The organism is Candidatus Binatia bacterium, assembly GCA_023150935.1.
Taxonomy (GTDB): Bacteria; Desulfobacterota; Binatia; order HRBIN30; family HRBIN30; genus JAKLJW01.
In genome coordinates this window covers 65,345-88,525 of the sequence record JAKLJW010000022.1, presented here as the reverse complement: position 1 = coordinate 88,525, position 23,181 = coordinate 65,345, and the positions used below count along the sequence as shown (strand labels likewise).

The 23,181-nt window shown below is 67.4% G+C and carries 21 protein-coding genes; 15 read left to right on the top strand and 6 right to left on the bottom strand.

Annotation, left to right across the window (positions count from 1 at the left end; all coding sequences use genetic code 11):
• From L6Q96_14090 to L6Q96_14080, 3 genes are all read right to left on the bottom strand, one after another.
• On the bottom strand, positions 1-183 hold a 183-nt coding region (locus tag L6Q96_14090), incomplete at its 3' end, for a hypothetical protein (protein ID MCK6555690.1).
• Between the two features lie 533 nt (positions 184-716).
• Positions 717-1,751 (bottom strand): sulfotransferase, encoded by a 1,035-nt coding sequence (locus tag L6Q96_14085; protein MCK6555689.1) that lies wholly within the window; start codon positions 1,749-1,751, stop codon positions 717-719.
• A gap of 24 nt (positions 1,752-1,775) precedes the next feature.
• Entirely contained in the window at positions 1,776-2,108 is a 333-nt protein-coding gene (locus tag L6Q96_14080) for a YajD family HNH nuclease (protein MCK6555688.1), read from the bottom strand.
• 275 nt (positions 2,109-2,383) lie between these two features.
• Here L6Q96_14080 and L6Q96_14075 point away from each other — a divergent pair, with 275 nt between their 5' ends.
• The 4 genes from L6Q96_14075 to L6Q96_14060 all read left to right on the top strand — a co-directional run bounded on the left by L6Q96_14075 (position 2,384) and on the right by L6Q96_14060 (position 6,096).
• Positions 2,384-3,175 carry a class I SAM-dependent methyltransferase gene (locus L6Q96_14075; GenBank protein MCK6555687.1) on the top strand — a complete coding sequence of 264 codons (792 nt, stop codon included), beginning with the start codon at positions 2,384-2,386 and terminating at the stop codon, positions 3,173-3,175.
• A 191-nt stretch (positions 3,176-3,366) separates the two neighbouring features.
• Positions 3,367-3,630, top strand: coding sequence for a hypothetical protein (locus L6Q96_14070; protein MCK6555686.1), 264 nt, complete (start codon positions 3,367-3,369; stop codon positions 3,628-3,630).
• Positions 3,627-4,061, top strand: coding sequence for a PIN domain-containing protein (locus L6Q96_14065; protein MCK6555685.1), 435 nt, complete (start codon positions 3,627-3,629; stop codon positions 4,059-4,061). Before L6Q96_14070 ends, L6Q96_14065 begins: the two co-directional genes overlap by 4 nt.
• 187 nt (positions 4,062-4,248) lie before the next feature.
• On the top strand, positions 4,249-6,096 hold the full coding sequence (locus tag L6Q96_14060) for a glycosyl hydrolase family 8 (protein MCK6555684.1): 1,848 nt from the start codon (positions 4,249-4,251) through the stop codon (positions 6,094-6,096).
• Between the two features lie 74 nt (positions 6,097-6,170).
• Here the strand turns inward: L6Q96_14060 and L6Q96_14055 are convergent, their stop codons facing one another.
• Both L6Q96_14055 and L6Q96_14050 read right to left on the bottom strand, forming a co-directional pair.
• Positions 6,171-8,492 carry a penicillin acylase family protein gene (locus L6Q96_14055; GenBank protein MCK6555683.1) on the bottom strand — a complete coding sequence of 774 codons (2,322 nt, stop codon included), beginning with the start codon at positions 8,490-8,492 and terminating at the stop codon, positions 6,171-6,173.
• Positions 8,493-8,495: 3 nt separating this feature from the next.
• On the bottom strand, positions 8,496-10,472 hold the full coding sequence (locus tag L6Q96_14050; GenBank protein ID MCK6555682.1) for a S9 family peptidase: 1,977 nt from the start codon (positions 10,470-10,472) through the stop codon (positions 8,496-8,498).
• Positions 10,473-10,617: 145 nt separating this feature from the next.
• On the opposite strand from L6Q96_14050, the gene L6Q96_14045 reads away from it, so the two are divergent.
• Positions 10,618-11,874: a L,D-transpeptidase family protein gene (locus L6Q96_14045; protein ID MCK6555681.1), complete on the top strand. Its 1,257-nt coding sequence runs from the start codon at positions 10,618-10,620 to the stop codon at positions 11,872-11,874.
• Here L6Q96_14045 and L6Q96_14040 read toward each other — a convergent pair.
• Positions 11,871-12,710: a hypothetical protein gene (locus L6Q96_14040; GenBank protein MCK6555680.1), complete on the bottom strand. Its 840-nt coding sequence runs from the start codon at positions 12,708-12,710 to the stop codon at positions 11,871-11,873. The two genes, L6Q96_14045 and L6Q96_14040, sit on opposite strands and share 4 nt — an antisense overlap.
• 200 nt (positions 12,711-12,910) lie before the next feature.
• On the opposite strand from L6Q96_14040, the gene L6Q96_14035 reads away from it, so the two are divergent.
• The 10 genes from L6Q96_14035 (at position 12,911) to L6Q96_13990 (ending at position 23,137) form a co-directional block, all read left to right on the top strand.
• Positions 12,911-13,945, top strand: a complete 1,035-nt coding sequence (locus tag L6Q96_14035) for a rod shape-determining protein (GenBank protein ID MCK6555679.1) — start codon at positions 12,911-12,913, stop codon at positions 13,943-13,945.
• 75 nt (positions 13,946-14,020) lie between these two features.
• Complete coding sequence (mreC, locus tag L6Q96_14030) at positions 14,021-14,860, top strand: rod shape-determining protein MreC (protein ID MCK6555678.1); 840 nt, start codon at positions 14,021-14,023, stop codon at positions 14,858-14,860.
• 89 nt (positions 14,861-14,949) lie between these two features.
• Positions 14,950-15,447 carry a rod shape-determining protein MreD gene (mreD, locus tag L6Q96_14025; GenBank protein MCK6555677.1) on the top strand — a complete coding sequence of 166 codons (498 nt, stop codon included), beginning with the start codon at positions 14,950-14,952 and terminating at the stop codon, positions 15,445-15,447.
• 1 nt (position 15,448) lies between these two features.
• On the top strand, positions 15,449-17,311 hold the full coding sequence (gene mrdA, locus L6Q96_14020; GenBank protein MCK6555676.1) for a penicillin-binding protein 2: 1,863 nt from the start codon (positions 15,449-15,451) through the stop codon (positions 17,309-17,311).
• Entirely contained in the window at positions 17,274-18,377 is a 1,104-nt protein-coding gene (rodA, locus tag L6Q96_14015) for a rod shape-determining protein RodA (GenBank protein ID MCK6555675.1), read from the top strand. The genes mrdA and rodA overlap by 38 nt, the downstream gene beginning before the upstream one ends.
• Positions 18,378-18,768: 391 nt before the next feature.
• Complete coding sequence (locus L6Q96_14010) at positions 18,769-19,770, top strand: LOG family protein (protein MCK6555674.1); 1,002 nt, start codon at positions 18,769-18,771, stop codon at positions 19,768-19,770.
• Between the two features lie 50 nt (positions 19,771-19,820).
• A complete protein-coding gene (locus L6Q96_14005) occupies positions 19,821-20,639 on the top strand; it encodes a hypothetical protein (GenBank protein MCK6555673.1) in 819 nt (272 codons plus the stop codon).
• A gap of 79 nt (positions 20,640-20,718) precedes the next feature.
• The gene (hflK, locus tag L6Q96_14000) at positions 20,719-21,807 is read left to right on the top strand and encodes an FtsH protease activity modulator HflK (protein MCK6555672.1); all 1,089 of its coding nucleotides are present in this window, start codon (positions 20,719-20,721) and stop codon (positions 21,805-21,807) included.
• Between the two features lie 5 nt (positions 21,808-21,812).
• Positions 21,813-22,715 carry a protease modulator HflC gene (hflC, locus tag L6Q96_13995; GenBank protein MCK6555671.1) on the top strand — a complete coding sequence of 301 codons (903 nt, stop codon included), beginning with the start codon at positions 21,813-21,815 and terminating at the stop codon, positions 22,713-22,715.
• Positions 22,712-23,137: a J domain-containing protein gene (locus tag L6Q96_13990; protein ID MCK6555670.1), complete on the top strand. Its 426-nt coding sequence runs from the start codon at positions 22,712-22,714 to the stop codon at positions 23,135-23,137. Before hflC ends, L6Q96_13990 begins: the two co-directional genes overlap by 4 nt.
• The last annotated feature ends 44 nt before the right edge of the window (positions 23,138-23,181 follow it).

Below are 23,181 nucleotides of genomic sequence, written 5' to 3'. Positions count from 1 at the left end.
CACCCGCTGCACCACGGCAACAGCACCCCGCCGCGGAGTCAGGTCCCTCTCCCGCAGGGAGAGGTCAGGTGAGGGGGTGCGACCGAACCGCGCAGCGCCGGCCAGGACAATGACCCGATCGCGCCACGAACTGCCCGAGATCGTCGGCGCCGACACACATACCGGCCAACGGCTTCGTTTCATCCCCTCACCTGACCTCTCCCGTTGGGAGGAACCTGACCCCGCCGCGGGCTGCTGTCGTGACGCTCTTGCCTCATTCGATCTTATCCCCTCACCTGTCCTCTCCCGCTGGGAGAGGAACCTGACTCCGCCGCGGGGTGCTGTTGCCGTGCTGCGACGGCGCCGTGGCCCAGTAACGTGCTCGGAGATCGCGTTCCACCCGATTGCGCGAAGAAGATCGGATGGGGATGGCGAGCCGCGCTTACCGCACCCGGCGATGAATCGCCGCGCTCAACCGAGCCGCCCCGTAAACGGGGCGGTCGCCCGCGGACCAGCGCCCGGTTCACCGGGCGCCTCGACCGAGCCCGGGCATTCATGCCCGGAGCTTCGCGGAACACGGTGGAACGCGCTCGGAGATCGCGTTCCACGTGATTGCGCGAAGAAATCGGAGGGGAGGGTGAGGCTCCTGCCGAGCCGTCGTCAAACCGTCGCGGCTCGGCGGAGCCTCGCCCTCCCGAAGGATGGGTGGTCAGGCCATGGATTGCGGGCGGCGGCCCTCACCCGCGCAGCAACACGTCGCAGAACGTGCGCAGCGAACGGAGCCCTCGGCTCGCCCACGCGTGCCGCCGAACCACCCCGCGCAGGACGCGCAACACCTTGCGCTCGAGCCGGAAGCGGTCGAGCTTCGGGGCCGCCGGCGCCGCGGTCGGGCCGGACTGCCGCGCACGCGCCACGGCGTCGAACAGGGTGGCGCGCGGGAAGCCCCACGTCTCCAGATCGCCGTCCTCGAGCCCGTCGATCATGGCGCGCACCAGCGCGAGTCTGGCCGGGTCGCCGGCCAGTTCGCTCGCCCAGCGATCCACCGAGTCGGTCACCGGCCGGGTCTGACGATTCACGGTCACCGGATCGCCGAGCCCGCCGGCTTCGAATCGCTGTTCGCCGTAATCGATCATTTTCGGCTCGAACTCGACGCCGAGGAATTCGCACACCCGTCGCAGCTCCGCTTCGGGCTGCTGCACGAGCCTCTCGTACCCCACCTGCACCAGAGGCACCGTCCGCGCGCGCAGGAAGCGGGCCATCGCCGGCACGTAACGATCGAGGATGGGGTTGAACCGGCGCGCCGCGTCGTAGTCGCCGTCGAAGAACGAGTTGGCGTAAGAGCCGAACACGGCAGCCGGATGGCGGGTTAGAACGACGTAGCGGGCAGTCGGATAGACCTTGCCAATGAAGGGGAGAACGAGCGCGTTGGCGGGCGTCTTGTCGACGAAGAACCGCTTGCCGCCACCGCGCGCCGCCAGCATCCGCCCGTAAAGCGTGTCCATGTAAGCGCGACAGGCATCGAGGTAATCCGACTCGCCGCCGGGCAGATCGGCGACGAATTCGCGTACCGACTGCGCCGCCTGCAGGTGATCGTACGGGGCCGCGTCGACCGTGTCGTAGTAACCGAGGTGCGCCAGCGGCGTCAGCAGGTGCGGCTCGGCCCGGCTGTAGATCTGCGAATGCGCCGCCAGCATACGCATGAGCAAAGTCGTTCCCGACCGCGGCGGCCCGATGACCAGGATCAACCGGGTGCCGGAGAATTCAACCGCCATGGTCTCGTCCACTGCTCCCCGACCCTATCGCGGCTTCCCCGACAGGTAATCCGCCAGTACCTCGCGGCTGTGCTCGTCCTCATGGCAATAGGCACAGAGATTTTCCCAGTTGCTGCCGTCGGGCGGGTTGTTGTCGTGGTTGCCGTCGCGGTGGTGAACGGTCAGCAGGTGCAGGTTGGAAGCGTCAAACTCACGCGCGCACTTGGCGCAAATCCATCCATGGATGGCCAGCGACCGCTCGCGGTACCCATGCTGGCGAGCGCGCAGCGACGCCCGCGCTTCGGCGAGCACGGCATCCGCGGCTCCGGGCTGCGCGGGAGGCTGCCAGCCGCGACGGGGTTTGAAGCTGCGAGCCATGGCCACGAAGTATAGTGAGCCAGCGCACGCACCGAAAGCGGCCGTTTGCGACGTTTGCGAGACACCCTCCCGGATCCCGCTACAGCGACGCGGGGGTACACCGGACAACCGATCGATACCGATACCGACCCCGACCCCGGGGGGATACGGTGGCTGTCCCGCGTGTTCCCGCCTCGCACGTAGACAAGAGGTCGATCGTATCGCTACATTCGCTCGCCGTGTGTCCCTTTTGCTCGCAACCGCTACGCCCCCTGCAAGCTCTGGATCGAGCCACGGTGGCGTATTGCGACGCCTGCGAGGTCGGCCGCCTCGATCCGCCTCCCGGCGCCGCGGCGAACAGCCAGCAGCGGGGGTCGCAAGCCGGCGCTGAAGACCCTGACGAGGCCGAGCAACTCGCCCGCACGTTCCGGCGCAAGTTAGGACGGTTGCTGCGCTACGGGTCGATACGTGACCTGCTCCAGATCGGCAGTGGAGCCGGCGCGTTCCTGCGCGAAGCCGGGCTCATGGGGATACCCCGTGTGGTCGGCGTCGAAACCGATTCCGACGCCGCCGACGCCGCGCGGAGTGCGGGTCTGGAGGTACACCCGGGACCGATCGTTGCGTTACCGCCGACACAGCAGTTCGACGCTATCGTGCTGCTGGACGCTCTCGAACAAGTCCGCGAACCGATCCCTTTCCTGAGCAGTCTACGACCGCACCTCCGCAGCGGCGGCCACCTGTTCGTCATGACGCCGAACATCCGCTCGCTGGTGGCGCGCATGTACGGGGCAAGGTGGCGTCCGTTCGCGCAATCCGACCGCGTCTATCACTACGGTCCCCGCGGCATCCGGTTGCTGCTCGAACGCACCGGCTTCGACCCGGTCTGGGTCCGCGGCACCGGTCAGTACGTCACGCTGGGTTCGCTGTTCCGCCGATTGGCACCGCTGGCGCCACGGCTCGCCCCCATCGCCGGCAGCGCAGCCCGCCTGCTGCACCTCGACGGCCGCGTCGTCTACGCGCCGAACGGAGCGATGGATGTAGTAGCGCGGGCAAGGAGGAGCCCGGGGCTCGAGGGGCAGGCCGTCTGAACGCTCGCCGTCATGGTTCGGCGGGAGGCCTTCGACTTCGTCGTCCGGACCGCAGGACCGGGCGGCCACCTCGTCGGCAGCCGCTTCACCGTTGCCGACCTCGCCCCGCAAGCGGAACTGCATAGGACTTCCGTACCTCGCTCGTTCTTCTCGACCTTGACGGCTCTCGCCCACGTGGGTATTACCCCGGCATGATCGCCACCAACAGCGACGAACGGCGCCGCGTGACGTTTCCCGCCGACCTGCCGCCCCGCTCCCCGATCGTGATCGACACTCTGGTGCCGGGGCGCGAGTGGATCGTTCGCGTGCCCACGGCGCCACGCCGCGCGGTGTACTCGCGCGGGCGGGTCGTCCGGGACAAGAACGGCATTCAGGTTTGGTCAGGCGACGTAGGCGAGGAACCGGCGGACGCCGTCGCCCGCCACCGGGCCGAAGACGACCGCGCCCGTGAATGAAGACCTACCTGGACTCGACGGTTCTGGTTTCGCTTCTCCACGCGCAATCCCGCTTCAAGGCAGCGGCAGACGCTGCCGTCACCGACGCGAATGGCCGCGCCTTCACCTCCACACATGCGCTGGTCGAAACCTACCGGGCGCTCACTACCCTCAGGTTACCGATTCCGCCCCGCGCCGCCCGCCAGCTCGTGGCCGGGTTGGAGCAGGCGATCCGTATCGTGGCGATTCCGCGAACCGTGTACACCGCCGCATTGACAGAGGTTTCACGGCAAGGCCTGGCCGGTCCGATTGTCTATGATGCCGTCCATTGCCTGGCTGCCCGCGCGGGCAAGGCTCGACGGATCGTCACGCGCAACGCGAGCCATTTCCGGCTGTTCTCTCGATCGATCGAAGTGGTCGAACTGACAGAACTTGAGAACGGCACGGCGTAGCGCTCGTCCCGCTCACTCTTCCCGCAACGCCACCGCCGGATCGAGGCGAGAAGCGCGCAGGGCCGGGGCAATGCCGGCGAGCAGGCCGACGGCAGCACCGATTCTTCTTGCCTGTCGGAGCGCCCTCGGGGCATAGGTGTTTCATCGCCTCTCGGAACGAAGTCGGGCCATCCCGGGGGAACGAACGATGACGACGACGGGAAAACGGATGCGCGCATGGTGGGCCGGAGTCGCTGCCGGAATCCTGCTCGCCGCGGCGCTCGCCGCGCCGGCGGCGGGAGTCAATCACCCGTTCGGCTCACGCCCTTTTTCCTACGCCCCGGGCACGATCGTCCCCAATCACCTTGCGCCGGCCGCGCTCGATCAAGCGGTGCGGGATTTCTACGATGCATGGAAGGCGCGCTACCTGCTGCAAACCTGCGGTGCCGGCCGTTACGTCGTCGTCGCCAGCGTCAAGGGCGGCAACCTGACCGTGTCGGAAGCGCACGGCTACGGCATGGTGCTCGCCGCCCTCATGGCCGGGCACGATCCCGATGCGCGCGCCATCTTCGACGGCATGCTCGCCTATTTCCACGAGCATCCGTCGGTGCTCACCCCCGGCCTCATGTCCTGGTACCAGCGCCGGACTTGCACCGACGCCGAAGACGGAGACAGCGCCTCCGACGGCGATCTCGATATCGCCTTCGCGCTGCTCCTTGCCGAGAAGCAGTGGGGCAACTGCGGCACGTTCGACTACGGCGCCGAGGCACAACAGATCCTCGCCGCCATCCGGACCGGCGAACTGGACTCGAGCGGCCGATACGTGCGACTCGGCGATTGGACCGTCCCGTCCGAGCCGGACTATTACTACGCGACGCGCTCGTCCGACTTCATGCCCGATCACCTGCGGGTCTTCGCCGCGGCCACCGGCGATAGCATCTGGACCGACGTCCTCGATCATACCTACACCGTCTTCGACGCCGTGCAGACGACCCACAGTCCGACCACCGGCCTGCTCCCCGATTTCATCGCCGACCCCCTCGGTACGCCTGACCCGGTCGGGCCGCACTACCTCGAAGGCCCCAACGACGGCGCCTACGACTACAACGCCTGCCGGGACCCGTGGCGCCTCGGCACCGACTACGTGGTCGCCGGCGACGCGCGCGCCAAGACCGCCGTGCAGCGCATCACGAACTGGTTCCGCTCCGCCACCGGCAACGACCCCAACGGCATCCAGGCCGGGTACCAGCTCAACGGCACCCTGAGCGCGGGGGCGAACTACCGCTCGATGGCCTTCGTCGCTCCGCTCGGCGTCGCGGCTATGGCCGACGCCGGCAACCAGGCCTGGCTGAACGATATCTGGGATCTGGTGGATGGGACGTCGATCGACGACGAAGCCTACTACGAAAACACACTGAAGCTGCTGGCGATGATCGTTATGTCGGGGAATTGGTGGACCCCGCCGAGCGTCTCGGGCGGCTGCGTGCCGGCACCGAGCACGCCGATCTGCACCGGCGGCGGCTATCTCTCCGGGCTCGACATCAAGATCGGCGCGGTCACCGCAGGTCCGGCGCGCCAGAGTCTGCGGCTCAAGGGCGGTGTCTTCTTCCCGCTCGGTATTCCGGCGACCACACCGTACACGAACGGCGCCCAGCTTCTCATCGAGGATCTCGGCAACGGCAACAGCGCCGTGTTCGACATCAGCCGCTTCACCACGCCGATTCCGCCAGCGTCCGCCGGACCGTGCGGGTCCGGCGACGGCTGGAAGGTCGCGACCACCCGCACCACTTATCGCAACCGCTCGACGGCGCTCGACCCGCCTGTTTGCACGGCCGGCTCGTCGGGAGGGTTGAGCGAGCTCCGCTACCGGCCGTACGACACGACCGAGCTGGAAGTGCAGGCCAAAGCGCGCCGGGCCACGATCGCCGCGCCGCTCGGCCCCCTGCGCGCATCGCTGGTTCTCGGCAACACGCAGGCAGCGGGCGACAACGGGGTGTGCGCCATCAGTACCGTGGTGCCGTGTACGCCGTCGGGCAACAGCGTGCGCTGCCGGTAGGAGAGATCCGCTCGCAAGCGGGGCGGACCGTCGTACGGTGCAGGCGCGGCGCGCGTCTTAACCGAAGGCGGCGCCTACGGCGTCGGCTCCAGGCGCAGGGTCGCCTCGGTTTTGCGCGCAAGTTCCTCCCAGTCGATCTCGAACGGCAGCAACGCTCCCTCGACCCACGCCGCCTGCTGATCGGTGTAGTGCGGACTTCCCGGATGTCCGGAGGCGCCGTGCGGCACCACCCATCCGCCGCCGGCACGATCGGCCAGGTCGAAAACGTATCGCGCGGTCGACGCCAACACGACATGATCGAATAAGCCGATCGGCCCGATCGCCGCCCGCACGCAATCGAGATCGCCCGACAACTCCGGCAGCGACACCGCGACGGCAGCGTCGAGATCGCCCGAGACGCCGGCCAGCGGATGTTGCGGCAGCGCCCGGTGCCGCGCGCCCCACTTCGCCCCGGCGGTCGCCTCCGGCACGGCGGCCTCCAGTGCCGCCGCCAGCAAAGCGCCCCAATCGACGCCGGGCCCGAAGATCGTCGCCGCCGGCGGCACCATCAACGATCCCAGACACATCGCAATGCGCATCTCCAGCGGCACCACGGGCAACGGTTCGTCGGCGAACCCGGATGCCCGCAACGGCGCCAGACGTGGCTGATTGGCAATGGCGCGGACAAGCTGCTGCCGCACCTCGGCATACATCGCCGCCTCGGCGCTGTCTGCCGCCATGGTGCCGTCCCAGCGGAGCAGCCGCATTCGTACCGCCTGCGCCGCCTCCGACAGGCGCGCCGGGTCGAGACCCGCAACGCGGTCCCGCAACGCCTGCGCACTCAGGCTCACCTCGTCACGATGAATCGCCGCAAAGTCGTTGCACCCGGCCGCCCGGAGCGGTGCCAGGCACGCCGCAATGCGCCGGGCGCGATGGTCGTTGAAATAATCGACCCCGAGCGCGTATCGATAGCCTTCCGGCACGACCCGGTTGTTCGCCGTAACGATCTGTCCGCTTTCGGGGTTGCGGCTGCGCGGCAGGTCGGCGTCGGGTACCATCCCCACCCACTCGTGACCGCCATCCCAACCCGGCACCGGAATCCACGCGTTCACAACCGGACGCACCGGGATCCGTCCCGCGGTTCGGTACAGAATCGTCCCGGCCGTATCGCCTAGGACGAAGTTGTTGGCCGGCTCGACCCAATCGGCCAACGCCGTGTCGACCGCGTCCGCCGTGCGGGCCCGCAACTGCGGCAACACCAGGCGCAACGACCCGCCGGCTTCGAGCAGGCCCGCCGACCTTAGCGCCAGCGCCCTGCCCGAACGCGGATCGCCGATGACAACCGGTCCGTGCGGTGTCACCACGGTCTCGACGACGTGTGCGGCCCCATCGCGAACCGCGATCGTCTCCGGCACCACCTTCGCATCCGCCCAGCCCGACACCGTCTCGACCTGCAGCCCGCCGCCGCCGTCCCGGAAGCGCTCGATGAACAGGTCCTGATAGTCCGCCTGAGCGTTGGTGACGCACCACGCGACGTGTTCGCTCTGCCCGAAGTGAACCATGCCCGGCACGCCCGGGAACGCCAGGCCGACGGCATCGAACGACGGACACGCCAGATGCACCTGCGCGTACACGTTGGGCAGTTCCAGCACCCGATGCGGATCGCCACCGAGGAGCGGCTTGCCGCCGGCGGTGCGCGTCCCCGCCAGCACCCAGGCATTGCTCCCCGCGAGACCCATCGCGCCGCGCAGGCCATCGAGCGCCGCCACCTCCGCCTCCCACGCCGCCAGCGGCAAGGCGCGCACGGTGTCCGTGGTTCCCGGCGGGACGATAACGTCGGTGCGCTCGCCCTTCCCTCCTTCGTGACGAAACCAGTTCAGTGCCTCCGGACCGAGGGCGACCACCGCACGGGCCCGGAAGAGCTTCATCGCCAGGGAGCCGAAAAGCACATGACGAGCCACGAAGACCGCCACGGCGTCGCACGCCTCCCACGGCTCCGGTTCGTGCTCCAGCGCCTGCAACTCGACCGGCCGCGCCGCGGTGCTCCCAAGAAACGCGTTGACCCCGGCGGCATAAGCGGCGAGGACGTCGCGGGTAGCTGCGTCGAGGGCCGCGTATCCCGCCCGCACGGCGTCCCCGAGGCGGGCGCGACGCGCAAAGACGTCGCTCGCCAACTTCGTCGTCCCCACCACGGAAGCCAGCCGCCCGTACGCCCGCAACCGGTCGTACTCCATCTGGAACAATCGATCCTGCGCGGCTGCGAACCCCTGCCCGAAAAAGACATCCGCCTCCGACGCCGCTCTAACGTGGGGAATCCCCCAGCGGTCCCGGTGTATGGCGACTGTGGCGCCCGGGCCACGCACCACCGCCGTACCGCCGACCGGCGGGAGCGCCGCCCCGACATCGATAGAACCCATCACTTACTCCCCGCTGCGGCCCCGGCCGGCGGCCGCAGGCTCCAGATTGTCGATCGGCACCGGCGGCACCCCACCGGCCGGCACGAACCCCATCACCCGTCCGTAGAAGTACAACTCGGCTTCGAGGGCCCGGGCGACGTTCTCGGTGCGCCTGAACCCGTGACCTTCGCCCGCAAAACAAAGATAAGCCACGGGCAACCCCCGCGACCGCAGCGCCTCCGCCAGCCGCTCCGACTGAACCCGCGGCACGACAACATCGTCACTGCCCTGAAAGAGGATCACCGGCCGCGCCAGCCGTTCCACCGCGTGGATCGGCGACCGGGCACGGTAGACGTCGCGCCGCTCGGGGTAAGGTCCGACCAGGCGATCGAGGTAACGCGATTCGAACTTGTGCGTGTCCACCGTCAGCGCCTCCAGGTCGCTGATGCCGTAGTACACCGCGCCGGCCGCGAAGGTATCGTGGAAGGTCAAGGCACACAGCGCGGTGAAGCCGCCGGCACTGCCGCCACGAATCGCCAACCGCCCGCCGTCGACGTCGCCGCGGTCCACGAGGTAGCTCGCCCCGGCCACGCAATCCTCGACGTCGGCCACGCCCCACTGGCCGTCGAGCAAACGCCGGTACGCCCTGCCGTAGCCCGTGCTGCCCCGGTAATTGACGTCGAGCACCGCAAAGCCACGACTGGTCCAGAACTGAATCCGCCAATCGAGCGCCGTCGATGCACTTGCCGTCGGTCCGCCGTGAAGCAGCACCAGCAACGGCGGCCGTTCGCCGGGCAACCCCGCGAAACCTCCGTTCACCGGCGGGTAGAAAAAACCGTGGGCGCGGTGGCCGCCGCCGGTGGGGAAATCGACGACCTCGGGGACGGACAGCGCTTCCGGAGCCGCGCCGGCAACTTGCGAAGATCGCAGCACCGTCACCGCACGGCTACGCAGATCGAGCCGCACGAGCGACAATGCCAGGTTCGGGGAGCCGGCACAGAAGACCGCCGCCTCCGGTCCAACGCACAGGCCCGAGATTTCCGTGTACGGCGTGGGCACCGACTCGATGGTTCCCGTTCGCAGATCGATGCGCCCGAGACGCCAACTACCCCCGCTCGCGTATGCGCAGAGCAGCGCAACCGCGGATTCGAAGCCGAAGGTCGTCGCCGCGAACACCCACGGCGGCACGGCAAATTCGGCGTTCATCGGACATAACGGTTCCGCCGTGCCGTCACGGTCGCGGTAGAGATTCCACCAACCGGAGCGGTCGGACGAATAATAGAGATCCCCGTCGGGCGACCAGGTCGGCTGGATCACGGACTCGTCCGCGGCCCCGGCGACCCGGCGCGCCGCCACGATTCCCCCACCCGCATCGAAGCGCCCGACGTGAAGTTCCGTCCCGTCCCACGGCATATTCGGGTGATTCCACTGCAGCCAGGCCAGGGAGCGACCGTCGGGACCGGGACGAGGCGCGGCGTAAAAGTCGCTGCCCGCGGCGAGCACACGGGGTTGACCGGGCGCCTCGAGGTCGATGGCCACCAGGGTCAGAACCGGTTCGCCGCCGGCGGTGCCGTCCTCACGCACCGCCAGCACGCGCCGGCGGTGCGCGTCGGCGGTCAGGTCGGCGTAGGACCACCGGCCGGCGGGAGTGAGCGGCACGGGCAGACCGCCGGGGTCGACCCGGTATACGCGCTGGTCGGACTCGTTCACGAAGATCACCGTGCCTCCGGTCACGGCATACGCACCGCCGCCGTACTCGTTGACACGGCTGCGCGCACTGAAGCCGGGCGGAAGCACGTCCTCGGATACCCCGGCCGTCCATCTAACTACGACCTGTCGACCGCCGTCGCGCGGACGGCCTTCGATCCAGTACAACGCGCCGCCGTCGAAGTGCGCCTGTCCCAGGGGCGAACGCAGATCGACTCCGCCACGCGCCGCCACGGCGGCGGCAGAGATCGCCGACGGCCACGACCCGCAGGGGGCACAGCGGCGGTCAGCCACGGCCGCCGGCTCCGTCGCGGATTACCCGGGGCCGCCTTCGTTGCGAATTCATGTTCGTCATGTACATTCCTACTTAATGGAAGAACAGTTCACACGTCGCCGGGCGAACGGGCCCGCGGTCCGCCGCTCGAGCGCCGCGTCGAGGTTGTTCGGTCTCGCAGCCCTGGTGTGCCTGATGGCGGTGGCGGCAACGTATCCCCCCGCGCTGAGCCAGGCGGCGGCTCGCGAATGGACCGAAGACGTCTTCGAAAACAAGAACTCGGGCCGACCGTACGTCGCGTTGGCCAGCCCCGATCCGGTTCAGGCGCACACGGTTATCGGTTCGACGCGCTACTACCAGGTTCAGAAGAAGGACACGTTCTTCGATATCGCCCGTTACTACAGCCTCGGTTACAACGAACTGCTCGAAGCCAACCCCGGCGTCGATCCCTGGGTGCCGCCGGCCGGACAGCCGATCATGCTGCCGACGGAATGGGTGCTGCCGAACGCGGCGCTCAGCGGTATCGTCGTGAACGTCCCCGAGATGCGGCTGTACTACTTCCACCCCGGGCGGAGCACGAACCTCGTCAGCACTTACCCGGTCGGTCTCGGCCGCGACGATTGGCGAACGCCGAGCGGTGCGTTCAAGATTTCGGGCAAGACCAAGAATCCCACCTGGGTTCTGCCCGAATCCATCAAGCGCGAGCACATCAAGGACGGCAAACCGGCGCCGGATTTCATCGCCGGCGGGGATCCCGAGAATCCCCTCGGCAAGTACCGTTTCGAGCTGTCGATGCCCATGTACAGGATTCACGGCACCAATATACCGTGGGGCGTCGGCATGCAGGTCAGTCACGGCTGCGTCCGCCTGTACCCGGAGGAAATCGAGCATCTGTTTCCCCTGGTGCCGGTCGGCACTCCCGGCCAGTTCGTCTACCAGCCGATCAAGGTGGGTGCCCGCGAGGGCCGCATCTACATTGAAGTCCACCAGGACATCTACGACAAGATCCCGGACATGCAGACCGAGGCCCTCCGGCTCCTGCGGCAGCAGGGATGGGCCGAATACGTCGATATGGACCTGGTGGGGCAGACGGTGGAGGAACAGAACGGGGTCGCGGTCGATGTGACCCGTGAGGGCGTGCGCTACCGCCCCGTCGATCCGGCAGCACCGCCGCCCGCTGCCCCGAGCAACGTGAAAGCGCCGCCGGCGCCGGCGTCCAGTACGGCAACCGGCACGGCCAAGACCAAGTCCGCCAAGTCCGCCAAGTCGGCAAAGTCAGCAAAGTCGGCCAGGTCGACCACTTCGACCAAGGCCGCGACGTCCACGAAGTCCACCAGGGCCACCAAGAAACCGCCGGCCGTCAAGGCCAAGTCCACAACCGGCAAGGCGGCGACGCGGACCGCTTCGGCCGGGTCGCGTTAACCCCAGGGGGTGCCGACGCAGAAGCAGACGGAAGTTGCCGTCGGGTCGGCGCGTCGCATCCTCTCGCAGGGCGGCTGGAAGCGAAAGATCTGGCCCTGCACGTCGCTGACCACGAGGAGGCGGCGCGGACTCGTGGCGGAACGCGAGTAACCGTAGTACCCCCAGACACTGCACGGCAGGACGCTCGACAGGCGCAGGCGCAGGGCGGCGTTCTCCTCGGCGAGCACGCGTGCTTCGTCCTGAATCTGCGCCAGGCGGCGCTCGACCTCCGCAACGTCGGCGGCGGTATTCTCCTGCGAGGCGAAGCTCGTCTCGAGCTGTTTGGCGAGCCGGGCGCTCTCGTCGCGCAAGGCCGAGTTCTCCTCGGTAAGAAATCGGGCCCTTTGCTGCGCACGGTCGCGCGCGGCCCGGGCCGTGCCCAAAGCACGTGCCAAATCGGCCCCGTTTCGAGGTGGCTCTTCCGTCATCGGCGTCGGTTCGGCCACTACCTTCGCGGCATGGATCTGAAACCGGCGGGTGGCGGCAATCCAGCCGCCGAGCCCCGCCGCTTCGAGCTCGAGTACGTACCCACCTTCGCGCTGGAACTGATCCGCACCGATCTCGAAGGGCGACGACCGCACCCCGAGTTCGCGTGGCGCTTCGCCGGCCGCCGCCAGCCGTACCCGCATGTCCGGCGGCCCTTCCCAACGCACGACGACCGGGGGTTCGAGGATGCCCTGATCGGGCGGAGACAGGACGGTCGGGCGAACGTACTCGAGGAGGCTGATACGGAACACCGTATCGGCGGCCAGCACGGCCGCGGCGCACAGCAAAGCAGTCCCGAGGGCACGAATCATGGCGTCGGCCGCGCGCCGCGTATCGGAACTCCTTCGGTGAACGCAGTCGCGGTGGGGCGCATTATAAGCAAAAACCCAACCCGCGGGATATCCCGACGGCACGGGTTTTCGGAACGAGGGTCAGCGCCGCGCCAGCGGCGCCGACGGAGCGCGAATCATTGTTGCCCTGCCCGTCCGATTCTTGTACATCCCCCCGCACAATGATTCTCGATTTTCTCCTCGGTATGTTTTCGAACGACCTGGCCATCGACCTCGGGACGGCCAACACCCTGATCTACGTCAAAGGCGAAGGGATAGTCTGCAACGAGCCTTCCGTGGTTGCGGTTCAGAAGGACGGGCGCGGAGCGCGCCGCGTGCTGGCGGTGGGGGCCGACGCGAAGAAGATGCTCGGCCGCACCCCGGGCTCGATCGTGGCCATTCGCCCGCTGAAAGACGGCGTGATCGCCGACTTCGAGATTACCGAGGCGATGTTGCGCTACTTCATTCAGAAGATTCACAACCGCAAGGCGCTGGTGCGTCCCCGCATCATTATCGGCGTGCCGTTCGGCATCACCGAGGTGGAGAAGCGGGCGGTGCGCGAATCGGCCGAGTCCGCCGGCGCCCGCGAGGTCTACCTGATCGAGGAACCGATGGCCGCGGCGATCGGCGCCGGCCTGCCGGTGACGGAACCGACAGGCAGCATGATCATCGATATCGGCGGCGGGACGACCGAGGTGGCGGTGATCTCGCTCAAGGGCATCGTGTTCTCCAAGTCGGCGCGCGTCGGCGGCGACAAGATGGACGAAGCGATCGTCCAGTACATTAAACGCAAGTACAACTTGCTGGTCGGCGAGCGTACCGCCGAACTCATCAAGATCACCATCGGATCGGCGTATCCCGGAAACGAGATCCAGACGATGGAGATTCGGGGGCGCGATCTCGTAGCGGGGGTACCGAAGACCGTCGAGGTGTCCGACGAGGAAATTCGCGACTCCCTGCTCGAACCGATCAACCAGATCGTCGACGCGGTGCGTATTGCCCTCGAGCGAACGCCGCCGGAGTTGGCGTCGGATATCGTCGAGCGGGGCATCGTGCTCGCCGGCGGCGGCGCTCTGCTCCGCAATCTGGACGTGCTCCTGCGCGAGGAAACCGGCCTGCCCATTACCCTGGCGGACGACCCGCTCACGGCGGTCGCCATGGGGGCCGGCAAGGTACTCGACGAGCTTTCGCTCCTCAGAGACGTGACGTTGCAGTAACGCACCAGCCGGCGGAGATCTCCTCATTCCTCCACCGGCTGGTCCTGGCCCGAAACCACCGGCTAACCGCTGGCGATGTTGGAGTTCCTTCACGACCACCGCATCGTTGTGACCGTAGCGGCGCTCTCGCTGCTGTCGCTGCTGCTCCTGTCGTCGACGGCGCAGCGGCCCGGTCGTCCGGACCCGCTCGCACGGGTCGTGCTCGAGGTCATGCGGCCGCTGCAGGCAGCGGTAACCGCCGGAATCGACGTCGCCGGCGACGGCTGGACGACTTACGTGGGTCTGGTCGGCGTGCGCCGCGAGAACGAGCGGCTGGCCAGACGGGTTCTCGAACTCGAGCAGCAACTGGTGCGGCTCAACGAGGTGGAGCAGGCCGAGAAACGTCTTGCCGGCCTGCTCGGCTTTCGGAGCAGTCTCGACCTGCCGCTGCTGGCGGCCCTCGTGGTCGGCCGCGACCCGCTCCCGGTGTTCGGCACGCTGACCGTCAACCGCGGCGAGGCCGACGGCATCCGCCGCAACATGGCGGTGCTGTCCGCCCAGGGCGTCGTCGGCCGGACCATCGATACCAGCCCGAATGCCGCCCGCGTACTGCTCATCACCGATCACAACAGCGGCGTGGATGCGGTCGTGCAACGCACCCGCGCCCGCGGCATCGTCGAAGGCGCCCTCGACGGCCGGTGCGTGATGAAGTACCTCAAGCGGGAGGAAGATGTCGAAGTGGGCGACGCGATCGTCACCTCGGGGTTGGACGGCATCTTTCCCAAGGGCGTTTCGATCGGCACGGTAACGCACGTCACGCGCGGCACGCGGGGCCTGTTGCAGGTCGCCGAAGTTCAGCCCAGTGCTCCGCTCGACCGCGTCGAAGAAGTGGTCATCGTGCCGGCACCCGCAACCGGGAAGGACAAACCGTCGTGATCCGCCGCCACCCGTCCGGGCCGTTCCCGGTCCGCGCTCCGCGCACCGCGTCCGGCAAAATGGCACGGCGCCCGGGAGGGACACCGTAGGTGCGCACCGCGGTGGTGTTCGCCCTTTTCGCTTTGATGGCTTTGCTGCTGCAAACGACGTTGCTGCCGCGGGTGGCCATTGGCCGTGCGACCCCCGACCTGTTGCTGATTCTCACCGTCTACCTCGGTTTGCATTACCACTCGGCACGCGCCGCGGCGGGGGCGTTTCTGCTCGGTTATCTTCAGGACGTCTCCTCGGCCAGCGCCGCCGGACTCAACGCCTTTTCCGCCTGTCTCGTGTACGCGATGGTCTATCTCACCTCGCGTCAGTTGTGGGTCGACAATGCCATCTCGAAAATCGTCGTCGTCTTCCTCGCGTCGATCGTGAAGACCCTGGCCATCCTCGTTCTGGCGCTGTTGTTCGTGTCCCCGGAAGGACTGGGACGGCCGCCGGTGATCACCGTGTTTGTCCAGGGATGCCTGGCCGCCCTGCTGAGCCCGCTGGTCTTTGCGCTGCTCGCCCAGTCGCTCAGCCCGCCGGCAGCGGACGAGGAGTAGCATGGTACCGCTGGCGCAACGCGAGGTGCCCGCCGCGCTCCGGCGCCGCGTATTCGTCGCCCTCGTCGCGGCGCTGCTCGGCTTCGGCGTTCTGCTCGCGCAACTGTGGAACCTGCAGGTCTTGCAGGGGGACGAACTGCGCGCCTCCTCGGACGGCAACCGCATTCGTCTGCGCCGCCTCCAGGCGACCCGGGGCACCGTGCTCGACCGGCACGGCAAGGTGCTGGTCGACAGCCGGCCGTCATTCGATGCGGTCCTCGTAGCCGAGGATACGCGCGACCTCGAGCTGACGCTGGAGACGCTGGGACAGTTGCTCGGCCAGAGCACCGCGGAGATGCGCAACCTGCTCAGCCACACCGGCGCGCGTCCCCCGTTCGACGAGGTGATCGTGAAACGCGACCTGAACTGGGACGAGGTCGTGGCCATCGAGACCCACCAGCTCGATCTGCCCGGCGTGAGCCTGCAGATCACGCCTCGCCGGCAATATCCGCTCGGCACCGAGCTGGCCCACGTGCTCGGCTACGTCGGCGAGGTCAGCCCGGAAGACATCGCCGCCGACCCGCGCTACCACCTGGGCGATCTCGTCGGCAAGGCGGGCATCGAGAAGCATTGGGAGCGCTACCTTCGCGGCGTAAACGGCGGCCAACAGATCGAGGTCGACGCGGTCGGGCGCAAGCTAAAGGTCCTCCGTGAAGTCGAAGAAGAGCCCGGGAACGCAATTACCCTGACCATCGATCTCGATCTGCAGCAGGCGGCCAGTGCGGCCCTGGGCGACCGCGCCGGGAGCATTGTCGCGCTCGACCCCACCAATGGCGAGATTCTGGCGATGGTAACCTCGCCGTCGTTCGACCCGAACGCCTTCGCCCGCGGTATTCGCCGCAACGAATGGCGCGCCCTCGTCGGCGACCAGAATCGGCCGCTGAGCAACCGCTCCATCCAGGGGCAGTACCCCCCGGGCTCGACGTTCAAGTTCGTCGTGGCGACCGCGGCCCTCGAGGAAGGCGTCATCAATCCGTTCACCCGCATCCGCTGCGGGGGCGGACTGCAGTTCGGCAACCATTACTTCCGCTGTTGGAAGAAGCGCGGCCACGGCAGCGTGAACGTCCACGAAGCGCTGGTCCACTCCTGCGACGTGTTCTTCTATCAGGTCGCGCAACGCCTGGGGGTGGACGTCATCGCCCGATACGCGCGGGTATTCGGCCTCGGAGCGCCCACCGGCATCGGGCTCGATCACGAACAGGCGGGCACGATTCCCGATACGGCCTGGAAGCGGAAGCGCCTCAAACAACCCTGGTACGCCGGCGAGACGCTCTCGGTAGCGATCGGTCAGGGTTACGTCACCACCACGCCCCTGCAAATGGCGACCGCCATCGCCACCGCCGCCACCGGCAAGCAGTACCGGCCGCACCTCGTCGCTCGGATCGAGACGCCCGACGGCGAGACGGTACATACCGAGACGCCCGAGTTGGTCGGCCAATTGCAAGTCAGGGAGACGACGCTCCGGCAGGTGCGCGACGCACTGCGCGACGTCGTCGGAAAAGGAACCGGCAAGAAGGCCCGTCTCGACGGTATCGAGGTCGCCGGCAAGACCGGGACCTCTCAGGTCGTCGCCCTCGGCCGCCAGCGCCCCAAGGCCAGCCAACTCCCGCGCCAGCACCGCGACCATGCGTGGTTCGTCGCCTACGCACCGGCGGACGAACCGACCATCGCCGTCGCCGCCCTGGTGGAACATGCCGACGGCGGCGGCGGGGCTGTCGCGGCCCCGATCGTGCGCGAGGTCATGGCGAAGTTCTTCGAACTGCAAACGACTCGGCAAGGCCACACCTATGCTCAGAATCGATCGACGTCTCATCGCGCATTTTGACTGGCCGCTGCTGCTCTGCGTTCTCGTGCTGCTGGGGGCCGGCCTGACCACCGTCCTCAGTGCCACCCACGGCCCGAGCCATTCGGCGTCCCCCCTGGCCGTGCGGCAACTGATCTTCGCGCTGGGGGGACTCGCCGCCATGGTGGCGGCACTATGCTTCGACTACCGATGGCTCGAACGCTACGGCTACGTCCCTTATGCGGCGGCACTGCTGCTCCTCGTGCTCACGGCCGCGATCGGCACCTCCGGCGGCGGGGCGCGCCGCTGGATCCCGATCGGACCGTTCATGTTGCAGCCGTCCGAATTCGCGAAACTGGCACTGATCGTCGCGTTGGCCCGCTATCTCCATCGCCAGACGGGCGAAGGGCCGCTGTCGCTGCGGGCGGTCGGGGTCCCGCTGCTGCTGTTCGCGCCGGTTGCCCTGCTCATCCTCAAGCAACCCGACCTCGGAACCGCCGTTGCTATCGGTTTGACCGTCGGCGTCATCCTCCTGATCGGCGGTATGCAACTGCGGCTGGTAGTGCTCGTGGCCGCCATCGTCGGGCCGGCGTTACCGTTCGTCTGGACCCATCTGAAGCCCTATCAGCAACGGCGCGTCCTGACTTTCATCGACCCGCAGGCCGACCCCCTCGGCGCCGGCTATCACATCATCCAGTCGAAGATCGCCATCGGCTCCGGCCTGCTCCACGGCAAAGGCTTCATGCAGGGCACGCAGAACCAGCTCAATTTTCTGCCGGAACAGCACACCGACTTCATCTTTGCCGTGTTCGCGGAGGAGTGGGGATTTCTCGGCTCGGCGGCCCTGTTGGGAGCCTACGTCGTCTTGCTGCTGCGCTGTATTGTGGTGGCCAGCCGAGCCCGAGATGCCTTCGGGACGCTGCTGGCGTTCGGGTTGAGCGCCGGCATCTTCTGTCAGGTGTTCATCAACATGGCGATGGCCATGGGCGTCCTGCCCGTGGTCGGCGTTACCCTGCCGTTCTTCAGTTACGGCGGCTCCTCCCTGCTCGCCACCATGATTGCCATCGGCCTGCTCATGAACATCAGCATGCGGAGGTTTACGTTCTGATTCGCGATTTACGCGGATGCGCGCACGGCGCGAAGGAATCTTCAGGCCATGGAACGGCTGTGCCCGGCCGTTCGTCCCGAGTAGCAGCCGTCTCGATGACCCGATCGCCCTGAGTAGCCGATGTCTTCTCAATCGGCGTATCGAAGGGCTCAGGCGGCGTATCGAGGGATAGGTTCGGCACGGGCGCGCCCCTCGATACGGAGCCCAGGGGAAGGGCTCCTACTCGGGGCGAACGGGCTGGTTGTTCGCTTTGGGTTGCGGGCGGAGCCCAGGGGAAGGGCTCCTACTCGGGGCGAACGGGCTGGTTGTTCGCTTTGGGTTGCGGGCGAAGCCCGCGCTCTGCCTCTAACGGTCGCTGGCCCGTCCCGGCCGCGTGTCTTATGCTCGGGGCATGACGGCAAGGACCGAGCACACCAACGAGCAACGGCGCTACCTCAATGACATAGCCGAGACCGCCAACCGGCTGGCCGAGGATCACACCAGCGTCGGCGACTTGAAGATCGTCGCCGGTGCCCTGCGCGAAATGGCCACCGCTTTCGGCGTCTTCGCGCCCTATCGGCAGGTTCGCAAAGTCAGCACGTTCGGCTCGGCCCGTACGAAGCCCGGCGACCGGATCTTCGATCTCGCCGAACGGTTTGCACGCCAGATAGCCGACGCCGGCTTCATGGTGATCACGGGGGCCGGGCCGGGCATCATGGAAGCCTGTCAGCGCGGTGCGGGCCGTGAACGGAGCTTCGGGGTCAACATCCGTCTGCCCTTCGAACAGACAGCCAACGCCGTTATCGAAGGCGACACGAAGCTGCTCACCTTTCGCTACTTCTTCACGCGCAAACTCTTCTTCCTGAAGGAAGCGCACGCCGTGGTTCTGTTTCCAGGAGGTTTCGGCACCCACGACGAGGGCTTCGAAACCCTCACCCTGCTGCAGACCGGGAAAACGCGGCCCATGCCCCTGGTGCTGTTGGACGAACCCCAGGGGACGTACTGGAAGACGTGGCAACGCTACGTCGAGGATCACATCCTGCGCCGCGGCATGATCGGCCGCGACGACCTCGCGCTGTACAAGGTAACCGACGACGTCGCGACCGCGGTCGGCGAGATCACCGCCTTCTACCGTGTCTACCACTCCTCCCGCTTTGTCCGCGACCACTTTGTCCTGCGCCTGACAAGACAGCTTCCCGCCGAGTTCGTGCAACAGCTTACCGACGAATTTCGCGACATCGTCACCGACGGTATCATCGAACAACGCGCAGCCTTCTCCGCCGAGGGCAACGAGCCGGAAATCTTCCACCTGCCGCGCCTGGTCTTCCGCTTCGACCGTGTACACTACGGCCGCCTGCGGCAGTTGATCGATCGTCTGAACCTGACGGAGTGTCGATTGCCCGGCCCGTCTTGACACGCCCCCCCCTGCCCTCGAAGCTGGTGCGGTCGCCGAAAGGAGGCTTCATGCAGCGTTCGCAGCCCCCGGCATCGGAGTGGAGCCACACCGGCCTGCTCTTCTGCGTCCTTGTCGCGCTCGTCGTGTCGCCAACGACAAGCTCGGCCAGGTCGACTGGCATCGGGACCGCCGAGCTCATCGATCCTGCCACCACGGGCTGCAATTTCTGCCATGGTGGCGGCAGTCAACCGCGAGTTACCCTCGAAGGGCCCACGCCGGTCATGCCGGGGACAACCAATACCTACGTGTTCCGCGTGTTCTCCACCGGAAACCAGGGTGCCGCCGGGTTCAACGTCTCCGCACCCGCCGGTACGCTCGCTACCGGCGGTCCGGACAGCACGCTGACGAGGGCTCTGCCGGGCACCGGCGACCGGACCGAGATAACTCACGCCGCTCCCAAAGGCGCCGAAGGAGACGCGGCCCGCTTCAGCTTTCAGTGGACCGCCCCGGCAGAGGCGGGCACCGTTACGCTGCGGCTGTGGGGCAACGCCGTAAATGGCAACGGCCAACCCACCGGCGACCGGGCCTCGACGCTGCTCGTCCCGATCGCCGTGCTGGCTGCGGAGCCTCTCACTCCGACCCCGACGCCGACCGAAACGGCCGCCCCAACGGCCACCGCAACGCCCGGCGAGGCGCCTCCTTGTCCGGGCAACTGCAACGGCGACGACGCCGTAACCGTCGACGAGATCCTCACCGGCGTCGGTATCGCCCAGGGGTTTCAGGCGCTCGATGTCTGTCCGGCCTTCGACGCCAACGGCGATTCCCAGGTGACGATCGACGACATCCTTGCCGCAGTTGGCGCAGCTCTCACCGGGTGCCCGGGTTGAGCGGCGAACCGGGGTTGAATGGTGTCGGTACGATTAGGTGCTACGCTCCATCCGAGACGGCGATTAGAGGGAGGTCGTCATGCCCGAGCGTTTTCCTGACTGGGATCGCCGCAGTGGCGCCCAGGATCCGTTCAATGAGCTTTACGACCTGTGGCAGCGCCTGCGCGCGCGCTGGGGCCAGTCGTCCGGCCCGTCACGGATCGGTCCCTGGCCCATTCTCCTCCTCCTGCTCCTCCTATGGGCGGCCAGCGGCGTTTTCATCGTCGCGCCGGACGAGCGCGGCATCGTTCTGCGCTTCGGTCAGTTCGTGCGCGAGGTCGAGCCGGGACCCAACTACCATCTACCGTGGCCGATCGAGCAGGTGGTCAAGCCCTCGGTAACCCAGATCCGCAAGGACGAGTTCGGCTTTCGCACCGTCTCGGCGGGCCCGCCGACCCGCTATCAGGACGTCGATGTGGAGGCCCTCATGCTCACCGGCGACGAGAATATCGTCAAACTCCAGTTCATCGTGCAGTACCGAATCAAACCCGAACCGGGCGGACCCCGCGCCTTCTTGTTCAACCTGCGCAACGGACAGAAGAGCTTACGCGACGCCGCCGAGGCAGCGATGCGCGAGGTCATCGGCCGCACCCAGATCGACGATGCCCTGACCGAGGGCCGGCAACAGGTCGAAGAGAATGCCCAGGTCGTTCTGCAACAGATCCTCGACCGCTACGACTCGGGCATCGAGGTCGTCGCCGTCAAGCTGCAGGACGTCGACCCGCCGGACCAGGTATCGGACGCCTTCAAGGACGTCATCAGTGCGCAGCAGGATCGGGAACGCATGATCAACGAGGCCCTCGGGTACGCCAACGACGTCGTCCCCAAGGCCCGCGGTCAGGCGGCACAGCTTCTCAACGAAGCCGAAGGTTACCGCGAGGCCAAGGTGCGCGACGCCACCGGGCAGGCCGAGCGCTTCGTGGCATTGCAGAAGGCGTATGCAGAGGCCGCCGGCGTCACCCGGAAGCGCCTGTATCTCGAAACCATGGAAACGATCCTGCCACAAACCAATATCGTCCTCGTCGATGAAGAGGTGGGCCAACGGGTGGTGCCCTACCTGCCGCTCGGGGCAACCACACTGCGAGCGCCAGGATCCGGTTCGACGGATACCGGCCTGACCGGGAGGTAACAGCCATGGATCGTCGCTGGATCGTCGCCCTCGGCGCCATCGCCGCCGTAGTCCTCGTCTGGAACCTCGCCACCTTCACCGTGCCGCAGTGGATGCAGGCGGTGGTCGTCCAACTCGGCGACCCGGTGCGCACCGTGCGCGAGCCGGGCCTCTACTTCAAGATCCCGTTCATCCAGAACGTCATCTACTTCGATCGCCGCCTGCTGGAATACGACGCCTCGCCCAAGGAGCTGCTGACGCGCGATAAGCAGCAACTCGTTGTCGACAACTACACCCGCTGGCGCATCGTCGACCCGCTGCAGTTCTTCCGGACCGTGCGCAGCGAGGTCGGGGCGCAGTCCAGGCTCGACGACATCGTCTACTCCAACCTCCGGGAAACCCTCGGCAAGACCACGCTGCGCGATGTGGTCAGCGATCGCCGCTCGGAACTGCTCGCCGAAGTGACCGGGCAGAGCGCTCGCGCCGCCCGCGAGTTCGGGATCGAAATCGTCGACGTCCGCATCAAGCGCGCCGACCTGCCCGAAAAGAACGAGTTGAACGTCTTCAACCGCATGCGTACCGAACGCGAACGACTCGCAAAGAAGTTCCGCGCCGAGGGCGACGAGGAGGCCCGCAAGATTCGCTCGCAAGCCGACAAGGAAGTGCAAATCCTCCTCGCCGATGCGCGGCAGCAGTCCGAAATCCAACGCGGCGAGGGCGATGCCAGGGCGGTGAAGATCTTCGCCGACGCCTACGGTCGCGACCCCGAGTTCTACAATCTCGTCCGCACCCTGGAAGCGTACCGCAACACCATCGGCCCGGGCACGACGGTCGTCCTGTCGCCGAACAGCGAATTTTTCCGCCTCCTGCAGGGCCCGGCGACGCTGCCGCCAGCCGCGGCGGAGACTGGAGGTGCGGCGCCGCGATGAACCTGCCGCGCTTGCTGGCGCTTGCCTTCCTGCTCCTCGTTTACCTGCGTTCGCCGATCGATCTCCTGCCCGAAGGGGCGCTGGGTGCAATCGGCCTGCTCGACGACCTGCTGCTGATCGCGATCGCCGTGTATTGGGTCAGAGGACAGCTCCGTCGTGCCGCCGCCACGCACCGCCAACGCACCGCCGCACCGCCGCCACCGCATCCGCCGCGGCACGAGAGCCCGGCGCCGTGGGATCCGTACGCCGTCCTCGGTGTCGCCCGCAATGCCAGTAGCGAGGAGATCGCCCACGCCTACCGCGAGCGCACGAAGGAGTATCACCCGGACCGCGTCGCCCATCTCGGCAGAGACCTGCAGCGGCTGGCTCACGAGCGGACGTTGGAGATCCAGCAAGCATACGGCGAGTTGCGGCGACGTTGAGGAGGGCGTTGCACCTTCGCGTGCACACGGTGGAGCGGGCGCTC